At 62.4% G+C, this 16,874-nt stretch carries 17 protein-coding genes; 7 read left to right on the forward strand and 10 right to left on the reverse strand.

Features of this window, described 5'->3' with window-relative positions; all coding sequences use genetic code 11:
- Nucleotides 1–56 precede the first annotated feature (56 nt).
- On the reverse strand, nt 57–1,583 hold the full coding sequence (locus tag BSY17_RS14365; RefSeq protein WP_069066007.1) for a cysteine--tRNA ligase: 1,527 nt from the start codon (nt 1,581–1,583) through the stop codon (nt 57–59).
- A 488-nt stretch (nt 1,584–2,071) separates the two neighbouring features.
- Here BSY17_RS14365 and BSY17_RS14370 point away from each other — a divergent pair, with 488 nt between their 5' ends.
- Nucleotides 2,072–2,764: a Bax inhibitor-1/YccA family protein gene (locus BSY17_RS14370; RefSeq protein WP_037475777.1), complete on the forward strand. Its 693-nt coding sequence runs from the start codon at nt 2,072–2,074 to the stop codon at nt 2,762–2,764.
- A 4-nt stretch (nt 2,765–2,768) separates the two neighbouring features.
- Complete coding sequence (locus BSY17_RS14375) at nt 2,769–3,053, forward strand: TFIIB-type zinc ribbon-containing protein (RefSeq protein WP_037475774.1); 285 nt, start codon at nt 2,769–2,771, stop codon at nt 3,051–3,053.
- A 34-nt stretch (nt 3,054–3,087) separates the two neighbouring features.
- Here the strand turns inward: BSY17_RS14375 and BSY17_RS14380 are convergent, their stop codons facing one another.
- Both BSY17_RS14380 and BSY17_RS22195 read right to left on the reverse strand, forming a co-directional pair.
- Nucleotides 3,088–4,026 (reverse strand): right-handed parallel beta-helix repeat-containing protein, encoded by a 939-nt coding sequence (locus BSY17_RS14380; protein ID WP_069066992.1) that lies wholly within the window; start codon nt 4,024–4,026, stop codon nt 3,088–3,090.
- Nucleotides 4,027–4,326: 300 nt separating this feature from the next.
- Complete coding sequence (locus tag BSY17_RS22195) at nt 4,327–4,473, reverse strand: hypothetical protein (RefSeq protein ID WP_443019434.1); 147 nt, start codon at nt 4,471–4,473, stop codon at nt 4,327–4,329.
- An 18-nt stretch (nt 4,474–4,491) separates the two neighbouring features.
- Between BSY17_RS22195 and BSY17_RS22200 the strand changes: the two genes are divergently transcribed.
- Together BSY17_RS22200 and BSY17_RS21340 are read left to right on the forward strand one after the other, a co-directional pair.
- A complete protein-coding gene (locus tag BSY17_RS22200; protein WP_443019435.1) occupies nt 4,492–4,626 on the forward strand; it encodes a hypothetical protein in 135 nt (44 codons plus the stop codon).
- A gap of 214 nt (nt 4,627–4,840) precedes the next feature.
- Entirely contained in the window at nt 4,841–6,505 is a 1,665-nt protein-coding gene (locus BSY17_RS21340; RefSeq protein ID WP_171899249.1) for a hypothetical protein, read from the forward strand.
- A gap of 154 nt (nt 6,506–6,659) precedes the next feature.
- Here the strand turns inward: BSY17_RS21340 and BSY17_RS14390 are convergent, their stop codons facing one another.
- The 5 genes from BSY17_RS14390 to BSY17_RS14410 all read right to left on the reverse strand — a co-directional run bounded on the left by BSY17_RS14390 (nt 6,660) and on the right by BSY17_RS14410 (nt 12,816).
- The gene (locus BSY17_RS14390) at nt 6,660–7,019 is read right to left on the reverse strand and encodes an argininosuccinate lyase (protein WP_069066009.1); all 360 of its coding nucleotides are present in this window, start codon (nt 7,017–7,019) and stop codon (nt 6,660–6,662) included.
- An 89-nt stretch (nt 7,020–7,108) separates the two neighbouring features.
- Nucleotides 7,109–9,709: a methionine synthase gene (gene metH / locus BSY17_RS14395; protein ID WP_069066010.1), complete on the reverse strand. Its 2,601-nt coding sequence runs from the start codon at nt 9,707–9,709 to the stop codon at nt 7,109–7,111.
- 86 nt (nt 9,710–9,795) lie between these two features.
- Nucleotides 9,796–10,842 (reverse strand): homocysteine S-methyltransferase family protein, encoded by a 1,047-nt coding sequence (locus tag BSY17_RS14400; protein ID WP_069066011.1) that lies wholly within the window; start codon nt 10,840–10,842, stop codon nt 9,796–9,798.
- Between the two features lie 100 nt (nt 10,843–10,942).
- Complete coding sequence (metF, locus tag BSY17_RS14405) at nt 10,943–11,848, reverse strand: methylenetetrahydrofolate reductase (protein ID WP_069066012.1); 906 nt, start codon at nt 11,846–11,848, stop codon at nt 10,943–10,945.
- A complete protein-coding gene (locus BSY17_RS14410; protein WP_069066013.1) occupies nt 11,845–12,816 on the reverse strand; it encodes an ArsR/SmtB family transcription factor in 972 nt (323 codons plus the stop codon). The genes metF and BSY17_RS14410 overlap by 4 nt, the downstream gene beginning before the upstream one ends.
- A 216-nt stretch (nt 12,817–13,032) precedes the next feature.
- Here BSY17_RS14410 and BSY17_RS14415 point away from each other — a divergent pair, with 216 nt between their 5' ends.
- Nucleotides 13,033–13,251, forward strand: a complete 219-nt coding sequence (locus tag BSY17_RS14415; protein ID WP_037475755.1) for a hypothetical protein — start codon at nt 13,033–13,035, stop codon at nt 13,249–13,251.
- A 265-nt stretch (nt 13,252–13,516) separates the two neighbouring features.
- Nucleotides 13,517–13,759: a hypothetical protein gene (locus BSY17_RS14420; protein ID WP_069066014.1), complete on the forward strand. Its 243-nt coding sequence runs from the start codon at nt 13,517–13,519 to the stop codon at nt 13,757–13,759.
- Between the two features lie 50 nt (nt 13,760–13,809).
- Here the strand turns inward: BSY17_RS14420 and BSY17_RS14425 are convergent, their stop codons facing one another.
- Complete coding sequence (locus tag BSY17_RS14425; RefSeq protein WP_037475748.1) at nt 13,810–14,238, reverse strand: glycine zipper 2TM domain-containing protein; 429 nt, start codon at nt 14,236–14,238, stop codon at nt 13,810–13,812.
- A gap of 188 nt (nt 14,239–14,426) precedes the next feature.
- On the opposite strand from BSY17_RS14425, the gene BSY17_RS14430 reads away from it, so the two are divergent.
- Nucleotides 14,427–15,452, forward strand: a complete 1,026-nt coding sequence (locus tag BSY17_RS14430; RefSeq protein ID WP_069066993.1) for an esterase-like activity of phytase family protein — start codon at nt 14,427–14,429, stop codon at nt 15,450–15,452.
- On the opposite strand, the gene BSY17_RS14435 is transcribed toward BSY17_RS14430, so the two are convergent.
- Nucleotides 15,410–16,798: a helix-turn-helix domain-containing protein gene (locus tag BSY17_RS14435; protein ID WP_069066015.1), complete on the reverse strand. Its 1,389-nt coding sequence runs from the start codon at nt 16,796–16,798 to the stop codon at nt 15,410–15,412. The two genes, BSY17_RS14430 and BSY17_RS14435, sit on opposite strands and share 43 nt — an antisense overlap.
- Between the last annotated feature and the right edge of the window lie 76 nt (nt 16,799–16,874).

Below are 16,874 nucleotides of genomic sequence, written 5' to 3' on the forward strand. Positions count from 1 at the left end.
CCCGGCGTCAGCATAGGCGCGCGGTGCCGTGCCGCGTCAAGTCACAACCGCAGCCGTTACGATCCTTGCGCTAGCGTCAGCCGCCAGTCCCAGCGCAACGGATCGCCATCCATCACATCGACGCCCTGCGCGATCAGTGCGTCGCGAATCTCGTCCGACAGGGCGAAATCCTTATCGGCACGGGCAGCTGCGCGGCGCTCCAACTCCGCCTCGATCGCGTCGGGGGTGATGGCGGCATGTTTGGGTTGCAGGCGCAGGTCGGCGCGGCTGAGCGTCATCAGGTTCAGTCCCAGCGCCGCGTCGAACGCCGCGATCAGGCAGAGCTTTTCATCCACCGGGATTTTCTTGATCGCGATCGCTTCCTCCAGCAGCGGCAGGGCGCGCGGCGTCATCAGATCGTCGGCGATCGCTGCGTCGAATTGTTCCAGCAGGGGCACCAGCTTGGGGTGGAGGTTGGCGCGCAGATAATCGAGCCGTGGCGATTGCCAGGTCACGCCCTCGGCCCGTGCCTTCAACCCTTCGACGCCCATCACCAGCCGTTTAAGGCGCGTCAACGCCGCGGCCACGCCCTCGGCGCTGAATTCCAATTCGCTGCGATAATGGGCACCCAGGCACAGCAGGCGATACGCGAGCGGATGCACGCCCGCGTCGATCAGCGAGAAGAGGGTGGTGAAGCCGCCCTTCGACTTGCTCATCTTGCCGCTGCGATCCACCAGGAAATTGTTATGCATCCACCAGCGCGCGCCGGTGAAGCCCGCCTCCGCCGCGCCGACATCACCGCCGCAGCAGGCGTGGAACGCCTGATTCTGGGCGATCTCGTTGGGATGATGGATTTCGCGATGGTCGATGCCGCCGGTGTGGATGTCGAACGGATGGCCAAGCCGGGCCTCGCTCATCACCGAACATTCCAGATGCCAGCCCGGCGCGCCCTTGCCCCAGGGGCTGTCCCATTCCATCTGCCGCTGTTCGCCGGGCGGCGATTTGCGCCAGATCGCGAAGTCGGATGCGTTGCGCTTGCCCGCGACCGGATCGATCCGCGCATGCGCGGCATCGTCGCGGCCGCCCGCCAGCGCGCCATAATCCGGCACCGTCGAACTGTCGAAATAGAGGCCGCTGTCTAGCTCATAGCAATGGGTCGGCGCGATCTTTTGCGCAAATTCGATCATCTGCGGCACATAGTCGGTCGCGACCGTCCACTCGCTGGGGGCGAGGATGTTGAGGTCGGCGATATTCTGCTTGAACGCCTGGGTATAATGGGCCGCGATGTCCCAAATGCTCTTGGCACTGGCGCGCGCCGCCGCCTCCATCTTGTCGTCGCCCGCATCGGCGTCCGAGGTCAGATGGCCGACATCGGTGATGTTGATGATGTGGGTGACCGACAGGCCCATCCACAACAGGGTGCGGCGCAGCGTGTCGGTGAAGACATAGGCGCGCAAATTACCCAGATGCGCATAATTATAGACGGTCGGCCCGCAGCTATAGATGCGCGCATGGCTGTCCTCGATCGGCGCGAACGGTTCGATCGTGCGGGTCAGGCTGTTGAACAGGCGCAGCGGCGCGGTGATATGCTGATCGTCGGACATGGCGCAAAGCGATGGCGCGAAGCGGCGCGGGGGTCAACAACAAGAAATCCTCCCCCGGCGGGGGAGGGGGACCATTTGCGCAGCAAATGGTGGAGGGGTGTCACCCTATCGATAGCGTCGATTAGGTCGGTCATGCCCCCGGCATGACCTTCAACTGCCGGGGGCAGTTGAACCTGATCGAACCCCTCCGTCAGGGCTGCGCCCTGCCACCTCCCTGCCAGGGGAGGATTTGAATATTTGTAATAAAATGTTGCATCTGCGCCCGGCCCTTGCACCGGCGCGTTCCTCCACCAATATGCTTGATGCGGGCCGGGCCCCTCTGACGATCTGGATTTCCCCCCTTGTCCATGTCGTGATGTCGGACCGCATCGGGTGCGCCCGGTGCAGGTTTTGCGGCAGTTGCCCCCTCAATGTCGCAAGAGACCGCACCGGGCCACTCGATCCACCGTCTTGATGGAGTAAGAGTAGCCGTGAATAATCCCGTTCGTATGCCGGGCTATGGCGCGAGCCGGACGGCGCAGACCGATGCCGGGCTGCGCGCGCATATGCTGGGCGTTTTCCGCAATATGGGCCTTGGGCTGGTGATCACCGGCCTGGTCGCCGCGTTCATCGGCAATACGCCGGTGCTGGCCGCCGCGATCTTTGGCACGCCGCTCAAATGGGTGGCGATCTTCGCGCCGCTGGCCTTTGTATTCTTCTTCAGCTTCCGCATCGACAAGATGACGACGGCGGGCGCGCGGCTGGCCTTCTTCGCCTTCTCCGCCGTGATGGGCGTGTCGCTGGCCAGCATCTTTCTGGTCTTCACCGGTGGCAGCATCGCGCAGGCCTTCTTCTCGGCCGCGGTCATGTTCCTTGCCATGGCGCTGTGGGGCTATACCACGCAGCGCGACCTGACGAAGATGGGCAGCTTCTTCATCATGGGCCTGATCGGCATCATCGTCGCCAGCCTCATTAACCTGTTCATCGGCTCATCGGCGATGCAGATGGTCATCTCGATCCTGGGCGTCATCATCTTCACCGGCCTGACCGCCTGGGATACGCAGCGCATCAAATCGGATTATTTCGCCTATGCAGGCCATGAAATGGCGGCCAAGATGCAGGTCATGGGCGCGCTGTCGCTGTACCTCAATTTTGTCAACCTGTTCCAGATGTTGCTCAGCCTGACCGGCGAGCGGGAGTAAATCTATGCGTGATCAAGCGGCGGTCTCCGCCATGCTCTGCCCGGTCTGTCATGTCGGATTGGCGATGACGGACCGGCAGGGGGTTGAAATCGACTATTGCCCGCAATGCCGGGGCGTGTGGCTGGACCGGGGCGAACTGGACAAGATCATCGAGCGATCGGGGCCGGGCAATGTCGTTGCGCCGCCGGTGGCACCGCCAAGCTATCGCCCGGATCGCGATTATCGTGACGATGGGCAGGGCTATCAAAAGAAGCGGAAGAAGAGCTTTCTGGAAGAGCTGTTCGATTGAGGGGAGGCCGGTCCGGCGAGGATCGGCCTTTTCGTTAGCGCCGGTCCTTCACTTTCATGCTTGGAGCCAGTTGGTTCGCGCCGATCTTCACCGCGTCGTCGGTGAAGTTGGCGACGAAGGTGGAGCCGCGTTCCAGGCCGGGCACGAAGCCGGCCTTGTTGCCCTCGATCACCAGCCCGCTGCTGTCATGTTCGCGGCCTTCGGGGGCGACGGTGATGAAGGCGGACCAGTTATCCTTATCCTTGCCCTGCACCATTTCATTGCCCCGGATGAGGCCGCTCGCGCCGTTGGACAGGTCGATCATATAGTTGGTCAGCTTGCCGCCGCTGTCATCGAAACTATTGCCGGTGATGGTGACGCGGGCGGTGCGCGTTTTCAGATAATGGCCGCCGTCGCCGAGGTCGAAACGGCTGTTGGTGACGGTCAGGCTGTCGAGCCGCCCGATATAGATGCCATGCGCACAATCCAGGTCGCGGTCGCAGCGGCCCAGATGGCGGAAGGTCGACTTGTCGATGCTGACCTGGCCGCCGTCATAGTCGCCGGTCAAAATCCCTTCCTCGCTGTTGCGGAACAGGCTGTTGCGGACGGTGAGGCTGCCGCTTTCGAGGCGGATGCCCGCGCCATTGCCATCGGGCACGCGGATGTTCTGGAAGATGATGCCATCCACCACGCTCGCCCGGCCGCGCAGCACGAAGGCGCCCTTGCCCTCGCACGGCACGCCGTCGAATATGACGCTGCCCGGCGTCGCGGCGCGGATGGTGACGTCGCCGCCCTGCTGCACGGCGCATTGGCGATAGGTGCCTGGGGCCACGACCACCGTGCCCCGCCCGTCACCGATCGCGCCCAGCGCATCGGCCAGCGACCCGAAGGCGCGGCCCGATTCGGCGAGCGTGAAGGGGGCGGGATTGCCCTGTGCCAGCGCGGTCGAGGCGATGGCGAGGGAGACGAGCAGGCTGGTGGATATGATGCGCATGGCGCGCAGGATAGGCGCGGGCGACGCGCCGACCAAGGCGAGAAGGGGGTTAATGGCGCGCTGCCCCGCTATGGGACAGAGTGACGGGCAAAGGTTGCGGGCGGCGGTGGCGGTTGCCGGTGCCCTGCCCGTCCACGTGCCGATCAGGGTCACAGCCACGCGACGGCGGGGAAGTTCACACCGTTGCAGTACCCTATTTTCGGGCGAATGGGGGCGTAAAGTGCCGATGAAGCCCCCGCGATGCGACGGTGACGCGCCTGTTGGGTCACAACGACGCGACAGGGACGCGCCACCCACGCCTCAGCGACGCGCCGCCCTGGGGGCGGGTGGCGGGGCGAAGGGATCGGCCAGGCTCTGCGCATGGAGCGCCAATGCGCGGTCCCATGTCCGGTCGAACGGCGTGCCCGCCAACCGCCGCCGCAACCGATGCGCGCTGGCGCGCGACATGCCCGCGGTCCGGGCGGCGTGCGTGACATTGCCGGTCGCAAGCAGGGTGGCGAGGAAAAGCCGCTGCTTGTCCGGCGTTCAGCGGGCGCGATCGGTGCAGGTTGGCGCGGCGGGCGCGGGCGGATGGGGGGTGGGGTGCTGGTCCATCTATGAGGATAGACCAGAGGATTTCCTACATTGGAAGGGGGATTTTATGGTGCGTATGCCGTTTTAGTCTTTTGACCAGTTGAGCAGTCATTATTGCAAGAAACGTTGAAATAGATTCAACGATATGAACGAAATGTATTCGCCATCAGTATGTCTATTAAATTTTTCACTTGATGAATAACCGTTACAAATATACCAAAAGACCAATATCGGGGGGTATATGGTGATGGCGGTATTTTTTGGGCGCATATCAAGACAATATTCATTGATTTTATCTGGCGTTATGTGTGTGTTAATGCTGTCATCGAATGTGGCTACGGCTTCAGAATCGTCACAGGAAAAAATTAAGGAACTGCTCCAGCAGGCAACCGATGCTCGACGAGATGCAGAGGATGCACTGTTGCGCGCAAAGGCTGCCGAAGCAGGGCTTGCCAATCTCCTGAACACGGACTCTAATATCGGCATATCGCCTAAATCGACGCCTTCCAGTCTATTATTGACGAACGCTGAGCGACCAGCTCGTATGGATTGCATCAATGGCGATGACGCTTGTGGGACAGAATCTCTGGGATATGATTTGCTTTCTTATCCCTATCTGCGGGAGGAGGGAAAAGATCGAGATAAGTGGGCGGAGACGCGCCTTATCAATTTCGTTAAGAAGCAGAATGCGGGCGTGAATAGGAAGATTAGCTTCAATATTATAGATCAGCCCTTTGACTCACGCATTTCGCTTAGCAAAGGCGATGAAGCAATTGATGCACAATATGCCTTCCCACTCTCGCGACGCCGGAGAACAACGGATAGTTATGTGCGAGCCGTAACATCCACTCTTAGCATTGGATTTTCTGCTTCATTAGACCCGTCTAACAAGAAGGTGGGATTAATTGCAAGAGGTGGTAGTTTTGCTGATGACCAACTCGCCTTAAATTTTACATTCGGTAGACAGTATCATCCTGCGATTGCAAGGTTTGGAAATAAGGGATCGGCAGAAGCCAAGGCGAAAAGCTTTGCTAATGCGTTGATTGCGCGCTGCAAAGCGGCGATGGTCGCCAAAGCCGATCACTTTGGCGAGGCGTCACAACGGCCGACCGGGTGCGACGACGTTGCATTGCTAGCTTGGGCTTTCGATCCAAAGGATGCGGAAAGATACAAAACAAATGTAGCTGTCTATAACGAGGCATTTTGGGATCCAGACCCAAACGTTATGCCTGAGATTGGCTGGGGTGTCACCACGATGGTGGGTATGAAAAACTTTAAATACATCCTCCCCAACGCCTTTTCGCCTGGGATTGTAATTGACCCGCAGACGCCCAACCTACTCAGCACTTTGCTGGCTCAATCTAAAGATGGTTCCAAGCCTAATCTTGGGCAAATCGAGGTGCGACGTATATCGTCTTCGCTTGGCACGTATGTTTTTCGTCGATTTGAGGGTAAGGCGAGGTTTTTTGATGGCTTGCTCGTTCGACCGTCCGCGACTGTAGCGCGTCGCTGGGAAATAGAAGAAGCATTTGCAGACAAAGAATATTGCGCAATAAAGGTGGGCACCATTGGAGAGTGCAAGAAATTCAATACGACTGGACCAGAAGCTAACTGGTCACTGGAGCCCGCGCTGAATCTGCGCACACAGATTGACCTGGGTTTGAGCAGCTATGGCGTATCTCGTTATTTTTCTAAGATAGGCCTATCTCCAACTATAAATTATAATAGTCATAAGGATAGTTATCGCTTGGTGGTGCCTGCCTATCTAGCTGCTGACAAAGATGGGAAACTGACTGGTGGTGTTCAGTTCGCTCGCGATTGGGGAAATGCTGATCCTAATAAGAATGTAAGTGTTTGGTCTGTTTTTCTGTCGACACCATTTAGCATGGACGGCTCCAAAAACTAATTTGGGCTGCGACAGTGCTGTGGGATTTTACCCCCCACCAAAAGGTGGATTCGGCAGGGCGCATCCTCGCCGACTCGCACCAGGGACGATAGATGACCAACGCCAACCGCTCCCTACCAAACCAACCAACACATCCCCATTCACCCCCGCCCATTCACTCCCACTTGGCCGTCGCCTTTTGCGTCTTGGCGTTCCAGAAGATCTGGATCTTGCTGATCGTGCAGAGGTCGAAATTGGTCCACTGGGCTTCGTCGCCATCGGTGAAGATGACCTTGAGGTCGTAATTGCAGACGGCGTTCTTGGCGTTGAAGGTGATGGGGACCGAGGCGGTGTCTTCCAGCACTTCGTCTTCCATCACATCGTCGCCCCAGGCCTTGGCAGCGGCGGGTGAGACATAGACTTCGGCGATGTCGTAGCCGGTCTTGTTGAACAGGGTGAAGTCCTGATCCCCGGCGATGGCGGGCGCGGCGAGAAACAGGGCGCTGGCGCCCAGGATGGTGGCAATCGGTTTCATGAATAATCCCCCCCTGCCGATGCATGTCATCGGCGCGGGGTGGGTGTAGGGTATTGCGCTGACCGTAACAAGCGGCTGTTCCGGGGCGTTTAATCCAGATTGGGACGCAGATAGCGTTCGGCCGTTTCCAGGTCGATGCCGCGCCGCTCCGCATATTCCTCCAACTGGTCGCGGCCGACGCGGGCGACGCCGAAATATTCCGATTGGGCGTGGCCGAAATAGAAGCCGCTGACCGCCGCGGTGGGGAGCATCGCGAAGCTCTCGGTCAGGGTGATGCCGGTGGCGTGATGGGCGTCGAGCATCTCGAACAGGATCGTCTTGAGGCTATGTTCCGGGCAGGCGGGGTAGCCGGGTGCGGGGCGGATGCCGCGATACTGTTCCTTGATCAGCGCTTCGTTGGTCAGCTGCTCGCCCTCGGCATAGCCCCATAGCGCGGTGCGGACATAATGGTGGAGGCGTTCGGCAAAGGCCTCGGCAAGGCGGTCGGCCAGGGCTTTCAGGAGGATGTCCGAATAATCGTCGATCGACGCCTTGAAGCGGGCCAGATGCGGCTCAATGCCGTGGATGCCGACCGCAAAGCCGCCCATCCAGTCGCCATCATGGCTGATGAAGTCGGCAAGGCACATATTGGCGCGGCCTTCGCGCTTCTGGATCTGCTGGCGCAGCATGGGGAGGGTATAGTGCTTCTCATCCTCGACATGGACGATGATGTCGTCGCCCTGACGGCGGCAGGGCCATAGCCCCGCGACGCCGCGCGCGGTGAGCCATTTTTCGCTGACGATCCGGTCGAGCATCGCCTGCGCATCGGCGAACAGGCTGGAGGCGCTTTCGCCCACGACCTCGTCGGTCAGGATCGCGGGATAATTGCCCGCCAGTTCCCAGGCGCGGAAGAAGGGGGTCCAGTCGATATAGTGCACCAGATCCTTCAGATCCCAATCGGGGAAGCGATGGACGCCGGGCAGGCGCGGGCGCGGGGCCTTGAGGCTTTCGTCGATCTCGAAGGCGTTGGCGCGGGCGTCCTCTATGCTGACGAGCGCGCTTTGTCCCTTGTTGGCGCGGGCGACGCGGACATGCTCATAATCATCCTTGGTCTTCTGGACGAAGGCGGTCTTTTGCGTGTCCGACACCAGCGCGGTGGCGACGCCGACCGCGCGGCTGGCGTCCAGCACATGCACGACCGGGCCGGTGAACGCCGGGTCGATGCGCAGCGCGGTGTGGACGCGCGAGGTGGTCGCGCCGCCGATCAGCAGCGGCATGGTCATGCCCGCGCGCTGCATTTCGGTGGCGACCGTCACCATCTCGTCGAGCGAGGGGGTGATGAGGCCCGACAGGCCGATCATGTCGGCGTCATTCTCGTTCGCGGCCTTGATGATGTCCTGCCAGGGGACCATCACGCCCATGTCGATGACGTCAAAGCCGTTGCATTGGAGGACGACGCCGACGATATTCTTGCCGATGTCATGGACGTCGCCCTTGACCGTGGCCATGATGATCTTGCCCTTGCCCTTGGCGCCCGGTTCCTTGGCGGCCTCGATATAGGGAAGCAGGTGGGCGACGGCCTTCTTCATGACGCGGGCGGATTTGACGACTTGCGGCAGGAACATCTTGCCCGCGCCGAACAGGTCGCCGACGACGTTCATGCCGTCCATCAGCGGGCCTTCGATCACTTCGATCGGGCGGGCGGCGACGAGGCGGGCTTCCTCGGTATCCTCCACCACATACATGTCGATGCCCTTGACCAGCGCATGTTCGAGGCGGCGGGCGACGGGCCAGCTGCGCCATTCCTGCGCGGCCTTTTCGACCGCCGCGTCCTTGCCGCGATAGCTTTCGGCGAGGGTGACGAGGCGGTCGCCCGCTTCGGGATCGCGGTTGAGGAGGACATCCTCGCAGGCGGTGCGCAGCGCGGGGTCGATCGCGTCATAGACGTCGAGCTGGCCGGCGTTGACGATCGCCATGTCGAGCCCGGCGGGGATGGCGTGGTAGAGGAAGACGCTGTGCATCGCGCGGCGGACGGGTTCGTTGCCGCGGAAGGAGAAGGAGAAGTTGGACAGGCCGCCGGAGATATGGACATGCGGGCAGCGCGCCTTGATCTCGCGGCAGGCTTCGATGAAGTCCAGGCCGTAATTATTATGTTCCTCGATCCCCGTCGCCACCGCGAAGATATTGGGATCGAAGATGATGTCTTCGGGCGGGAAGCCGATGCCCATCAGCAGGTCATAGGCGCGGGCGCAGATTTCGACTTTGCGCGCTTTGGTGTCCGCCTGGCCGGTTTCATCGAAGGCCATGACCACGACGGCGGCGCCATAGGCCATGCATTTGCGGGCGTGGAACAGGAAGGCCTCCTCGCCCTCCTTCATGCTGATCGAGTTGACGATCGGCTTGCCGGAGACGCATTTGAGGCCGGCTTCGATGACGTCCCATTTGGAGCTGTCGATCATCACCGGGACGCGGCTGATGTCGGGTTCCGAGGTCATGAGCTTGAGGAAGGTCGTCATCGCCTCGACCGCGTCGAGCAGCCCCTCATCCATGTTGACGTCGACGATCTGCGCGCCGTTCTCCACCTGCTCGCGCGCAATGTCGATCGCGGCGGCGTAATCGCCCGCCATGATCAGCTTCTTGAACTTGGCCGATCCGGTGACGTTGGTGCGTTCGCCGATATTGACGAAGGTGGCGGTGGATTTGGTGGTCATTTTTTCATGGTCCGTTCGCTTCGAGCGAAGTCGAGAAGCATTCGCGCCCGTGTCTCGACTACGCTCGACACGAACGGAGGTTGGGTTCAGGCGGCGATGTGCATGGGTTCCAGACCTGCGAGGCGGGTCACGACGGGCAGTTCCGGCACCACGCGCGGTTTTTCGCCCGCCAGCGCCCTGGCCACCGCGCCGATATGGTCCGGGGTCGTGCCGCAGCAGCCGCCGACCATGTTGACCAGCCCTTCATCGACCCATTGGCGGATCAGCTTTGCGGTGGTTTCGGGCAGTTCGTCATATTGGCCCAGCTCGTTGGGCAGGCCTGCATTGGGATAGGCCAGGATCAGGGTGTCGGCGTTCTTCGACAGGTCGGCGAGATAGGGGCGCAGCAGGTCCGCGCCGAACGCGCAGTTCACGCCGATGGTCAGCGGCTTCAAATGGCGCATCGAATACCAGAAGGCGTTGATGGTGTGGCCCGACAGGTTGCGGCCCGACATGTCGGTGATGGTGAAGCTGAGCATCAGCGGGACCGGGCGGCCCGCCGCTTCCTCCGCCTCGCGCGCGGCCATGCCCGCGGCTTTGGCGTTCAGCGTATCGAAGCAGGTTTCGACCAGCAGGAAATCCACGCCGCCCGCGATCAGCGCGTCGCATTGCTCGCGATAATCGGCCTTGAGCGTGTCATAATCGACTTCGCGATAGGCGGGGTCGTTGACGTCGGGGGAGATGGACAGCGTCTTGTTGGTTGGCCCGATCGAGCCGCACACGAAGCGCGGCTTGCCATCCGCCGCGGTCGCGGCGTCGCAGGCGTTGCGCGCGAGTGTGGCGGCGGCGATATTGATGTCCCATACCAGATGTTCGCAGCCATAATCGGCCATGGCGATCTTGGTCGAACTGAAGGTGTTGGTTTCGATCATGTCCGCGCCTGCCGCCAGATAGGCGGCATGGATGCCCTGCACGATGTCCGGCCGGGTCAGGCAGAGCAGATCGTTATTGCCCTTCTGATCCTTGGGCAAATCGAGGGTGCCGCGATAATCGGCTTCGGTCAGGCCATGTTTCTGGATCGACGTGCCATAGCCGCCGTCGAAGATCAGGATCTTTTCGGCGGCAAGGGCGCGTAATTGGTGTTCAGCGGTCATGTTCATATCCTCTCGTACCGTTCGGTTCGAGCCTGTCGAGAACCCCCACGAAACCAGTTCTCGACAAGCTCGAACCGAACGGAGGGGGGGGGTGAAATATCTAGGCGTCCGCTGTCGCCTTTGCCCGCAGCCCCAGCAAATGGCAGATGGCAAAGCTCAATTCCGAGCGGTTGAGCGTGTAGAAATGAAAGTCGCGCACGCCGCCTGCATAGAGTTTCTGGCACAGTTCCGCCGCGATCGTCGCCGAAACGAGTTGGCGCGAGGCGGGGTGGTCGTCCAGTCCTTCGAACAGGCGCGCCATCCAGCTGGGCACCTGCGTATTGCACATGGCCGCCATCCGCTGGGTCGCGGCGAAATTGCTGACCGGCATGATGCCGGGCACGATGTCGGCGGTGATGCCCGCCGCCAACACCTTGTCGAGGAAGCGGAAATAGGCGTCGGGGGTGAAGAAGAATTGGGTGATCGCACGGATCGCCCCGGCGTCGAGCTTGCGCTTGAGATTATCCAAGTCGCTTTGCGCGCTGGCGGCTTCGGGATGGACTTCGGGATAGGCCGATACCGAAATTTCGAACGGGTGGCGCTTGATCAGGCCTTCGACCAGGTCGGCCGCGCCCTTATAGCCCTGCGGGTGCGGTTCGAACGCGCCGCCAACTTCGGGTGGGTCGCCACGCAGCGCGACGATGTGGCGCACGCCTGCCTCCCAATAGGCATCGGCGATTTCGCCAATCTCGTCCTTGCTTGCGCCGACGCAGGTCAGGTGCGCGGCGGCAGCGAGCGGCGTCTCCTTGGCGATCCGCGCGACGGTGTTATGGGTGCGTTCGCGGGTCGATCCGCCCGCGCCATAGGTTACGGACACGAATTTGGGAGCGAGCGGGGTCAAGGTCTCGATCGCAGACCAGAGCTGCGCTTCCATCTTCTCCGACTTGGGCGGGAAAAATTCGAAGCTGACCTGGCAGTCGCCCGCAAGGTCGGCGTAGAGCGGGGCGGCAGGATCGTTCAAGGTCATGCAGAAATCCGTCCTTCGATGGGCAGGATGCGGGCGCCCTTGCGCCGTCCCAGCCAGAGTTGCACCGTCAGTTCCTGGCCCGGCAAAGTCTCCACCCGCTCCAGCACAAGGCCCGCTGCCGAGAACCAGCCGCCGATCTGATCGTCGGAGAAGCCGAGGCGGGCATGCTGGTCGCGCAGGCGCAATTCTTCGCGCTCATGGGGCGCGAAGTCGGCGATTAGGACGCGGCCGTCGAGCGCGGTCACGCGCGCGGCTTCGGCGATCACTTGGCCGGGTGCCTGCGCATAATGCAGCACCTGATGCAGCACGACCGTATCGACGCTGCCCGGTTCGAGCGGCAGGTCGAGGAAATCGCCCAGCAGCAGCGCATATTTGTCGCCCGCATCTTCGGGCAGCTTGGCGCGCGCGAGGCGCAGCATGTCCGGGCTGCGATCGATCGCGGTAACGGCGCGGGCGGCGGGGCCGAACAGTTCGACCATCCGCCCGGTGCCGGTGCCGATGTCGAGCAGATGGCCGATCGGGGCGCTGGCGAGCAGCGCGGTCATCGCGGTTTCCACCTGCGCCTCGGCAACGTGGAGCGAGCGGATCGCATCCCATTCCTCGGCATGGTCGGCGAAATAGCTTTCGGCGGCGCGGGCGCGATCGGCGCGCACGGCGGCAAGGCGCGCCAAATCAGCCTGTTGCCATAATTTTTCGGCGTCGGATGGCGTCAGATGATCGAACAGCGCGATGAAGGGGGCGAGGCCTTCGCCTTTGCCGAGGCGCAGGAACACCCAATTGCCCTCCTTGCGCCGTTCGACCAGGCCCGCTTCGGCGAGGATGCGGACATGGCGCGATACGCGCGGCTGACTTTGCCCCACGACCTGCGCGATTTCGCCGACCGCCAACTCCATCGCGCGCAGCAAATGAATGATCCGCAAGCGGGTCGGATCGCCAAGGGCGCGGAAAATGTCGAGCGAAGTTGCCATGCCAGCATCATATAAAGAAATCTTTATATGCGTCAACAACTCTCATTTTCCAGCTTTTGACCGGCAAAAGCATGGGCCTATCGCCTTGCTGTTGCATGAATGGGATTGCCTTGCCCCGTCCAAGGCATTACGAATCGCTCCGCAGGCGCAATGGGGGGTGAGCTTTTCTCCGAGAGTGGTCTGCACCGTTTTTTTCTCAGAGAGGGGTTTTTGCCCATGACCAAGTCTATCGCTCTTTCGCTCGTTCTTGCCGCTTCGCTCGGCCTGGCTGCCTGCTCGGGCGCCGAAACCGAAAACACCGCCAACAACGCCGCCAACTCGGCCGAGAACGCGTCGAACGCTGCCGACAACGCCATGAACGCGGCGATGAACGCTGCCGACAACGCCGCCAACGCTGCGTCGAACGCCACCAACAACGTCGCCAACGCGATGTAAAACCCGCAAGGGTTTGTTGGACGTATTTGATGGGGGTCGCACCGGCAACGGCGCGGCCCCTTTTCTATGGCGATTTTGGTGTTTGCACCGCTACTCATTCCTGTCCCTTTAGGGGAGGTGGCTGGCCAAAGGTCAGACGGAGGGGTGTTGCGTTATCGAGGCGGTGACACCCCTCCACCACGCCTTCGGCGCGGTCCCCCTCCCCTTGCAGGGGAGGATTTTAATGTGCGAATTACAGGGTCGCTTTTCGATTGGGGATAGAGAGATGATCCGCGCCTTATTCATCGCTACAGCGCTGCTATCGCTTGGTGCCTGCGGTTCAGAGCCGTCCGATGGGGTCGGCGGCGTGAGCGCCAGTGAAGCCAGCGCGCTTAATGACGCGGCCGCGATGCTCGATGCGCAGAGGGGTGTGGCGCAGAGCGGCGATGCTGGCCTTAATCCCGCAGCCAGCGCGGCCGCAGGGGCCGATCGGGGCCGGGTCGCGCCGCAGCCTGATCCCCAACCCTGACGCAAAAAAGGCCGCCCCGGACGGGACGGCCTTTTCACTTGGTTCAGAGCTTAGCAGTTACGGTCGATCGCCCGACCGGCGAGGGCGCCGACGCCTGCGCCGATGATCGCGCCGGTCGTGCCGTCACCGCGACGGCCATAGCGGCCCGAACCCTTGCCGACTTCATTGCCGAGCAGGCCACCGGCGATCGCGCCGATGATGGTGCCGCCCGTGCCATTGTCGCGGCAGCGATAGCCGCCCCGATAGCCATTATTGCGATAATAGCGGTCGCCGCGATAATATTGGTTACGGTTGCCGCGATAGCCACGGTCACCCCGGTAGCCGCGATTGTCGCCGCGATAATAATCGCCGCGATCATAGCCACGGTCGTAACCGCGATAATAGCCATTTTGCGCCATTGCGGGTGTGGCGGTCGCCACCATGGAGGCTGCGCCCATTGCCAGGGCTGCGCCCAAATTCAAAAGAAACTTCATCTTCATCGCGCTTCTCCTTCCTGTGTCAGCATCAGAGGGGCGATGTCCGATTACGGGATTGCCCATCGAGTGACGTCTTTATGGCCGATTCGGGTTGAGCCATCCCTGAATGGCGATGACAGCCATTGTTCACATGGCCACGGCGCACCATTGCCCTGCTGCGCTTCGTCGCATGAGCGGCTATGGCGGGCGGGATGACGCGAATCCTGATCGTGCTGGCGCTGGCCATCCTGCTGTTGCCAGCCCCGCATCCCAGCAAGCCGGAAGCGGTGCAGGCAGGGGCGTTGCTGGTATCGGCGCGCGCGCTGCCGCTCAGCAGCATCGACCCCGCGCTACGGCGCGTGGGGGCGCTGGAATATCTCGGCGGATGGGAATTGCGCAGCGCCAATCCAGGCTTTGGCGGTATTTCGGCGCTGAGGGCGACCGGCGGCGGCGACATATTGGCGCTGAGCGATTCCGGCATCCTGATGGGCTTTCATGTGGGGCCGGGCGAGGCGTCGCGGCGCCCCTTCATCGCGCCGCTGCCGGTGCGGCCCAAGGACCGGGACCGACCCTGGTGGGCGTGGGATTCCGAAGCGCTGACCTATGATCCGGCGACCGATCGCCACTGGGTGGGGTTCGAACTGCAACAATCGATCTGCCGCTATGCCCCCGGTTTCGCGCGGGTGGAGGCGTGCCGCGTCTGGCCCGCGATTCTGGGCTGGCCCAAGACGGGGTCGATCGAATCGCTGGCGCGGTTGCCCGATGGGCGGTTCATCGCGATTGCCGAGATGGGGATGACGCCGGACGGGGCGCATCAGGCGCTGCTGTTCGCGGGCGACCCGGCCGAGAGTGCTACGCCTGCGCCCATTCCCCTGCGCTACACGCCGCCGCAGGGCTATCGGCCGACCGATGCGGTGGCGCTGGACGATCGGCGGTTGCTCGTGGTCAATCGCCGCCTCACGCTGCAGAACCTGTTTACCGCCACCATCGCGATCGTGGACCTGCCGGAGAAGATGGCGCCGGGGGCAACGCTCAAGGCGCGGACGCTGGCCCGCCTCGCGCCGCCGCTGCTGGCGGACAATTTCGAGGGGATCGCGATCAGCCGGGAGGGCGGGCGGACGATGCTATGGGTGATCTCCGACGATAATCACGAATTTTTCCAGCGGACATTGTTGCTGAAGTTCGGGCCGGCGGATCAACCATCCGCAAAGCCGAACGGCGCGCGCGTCCCGCGATAATCGTCGGGCAGCATGTCGCGGCCGATCGGCGGGGCGGCGCGGGCGAGGCAGTGGGGGCGGTGGCAGAGGCGACAGGTGACGCCGATGGGGGTAGGGTCCGGGGGCGGGCTGCCCTGTGTGTAAATTAGGCGGTGGGCATGGTCCGCGGCGCAGCAGAGTGCGATGGCGCGGTCGACCCTGGGGGATTCCCAACCACCGCCGCCCGCCGTGACCGTGCGCGCGATCGAGAAGAAACGCTGCCCGTCGGGCAGTTCGAGCCATTGGGTGACGACCTGTCGGGGCGTCTCGAACACCCGATGCACCGACCAGAGCGGGCAGGAGCCGCCATGCCGGGCAAAGGGAAAGCCCGCGCCGTCGAGCCGCTTGGAGACATTGCCTGCCGGATCGACGCGGAGGAAGAAGAAGGGAACGCGCTCCTGCCCCGGTTTTTGCAGGGTGGTGAGGCGGTGGGCGACCTGCTCGAAACTGGTGCCGAACTGGCGGGCGAGCGCCTCGACATCATAGCGGCGTGCCTCAACCGCTTTGGCGAAGGCGGCGTAGGGCATCAGGATCGCTGCGGCCCCATAGCTGGCGAGCGCGCGGCGGGCGAGGCGGCGGCTGCTTTCGGTAGTGAACTGGCCGTCCTTGAGGATGGCGTCGAAGGCCCTGCGCATTTCGAGATAGGCGATCTGGAGCGCGAGCTGGAATTGGGCGCTGGCGGTGTCGAGCGTGTCGTCGAGGAGGATGGCGTCGCGATGCCGGTCATAGCGGCGCAGCGATCCTGCCATGACGTCGGCAGGCAGGCGGCGAACGCGAAGACTATGCCGGGCGCGCAGCCAGCCGGTGAGGCCGCCTTCCGTCTCGGCATCGGCGGCGAGTTTTTCGGCCAGGTCGTCCAGCATCGGGAAGCTGTTGCGGCGGGCGGCGAGGAAGCGGCGCGATTCGGCGACTGGATCGGGCGCGTCATCAGGGGCGGTGCCCTGGTCGGCGAGGGCCAGATGCTCTTCACGATAGCTGGTGTAGAGGCGCAGCAGCGCTTCGGTGATGCCGGGATAATTGACCGCGACGTCGCCGGTGGCAAGCGCGGGCAGGTCAAGGTCCGCGAACATCGGGTCTTTGAGGACGGCGTGGAGCCGCGCGGTCTGTTCAGTGCCGCCGTCGCCCGCCACCTCCGCCATGTCGAGCTTGTAGGTGCGCGCGAGGCGCAGCAGCATGTCCGCGGTCAGCGGCCGCTGGTTGCGTTCGAGCAGCGCGACATAGGAAGGCGAGATGTCGAGATCGGCGGCCATGTCGGCTTGCGTGAGGCCAAGGTCGCGGCGCAGCCGCCGCAGGCGCGGCCCCATATAGACCGGGCTGTCTTTACGCATCGGCTCGACTCCTGTGCAGGCTTTACAACTTTACAGCAGATTTTTGTAAAGATCGACAACTGAACTTCACAAGGGC

Origin of the sequence: Sphingobium sp. RAC03 (genome assembly GCF_001713415.1) — a bacterium.
GTDB lineage: Bacteria > Pseudomonadota > Alphaproteobacteria > Sphingomonadales > Sphingomonadaceae > Sphingobium.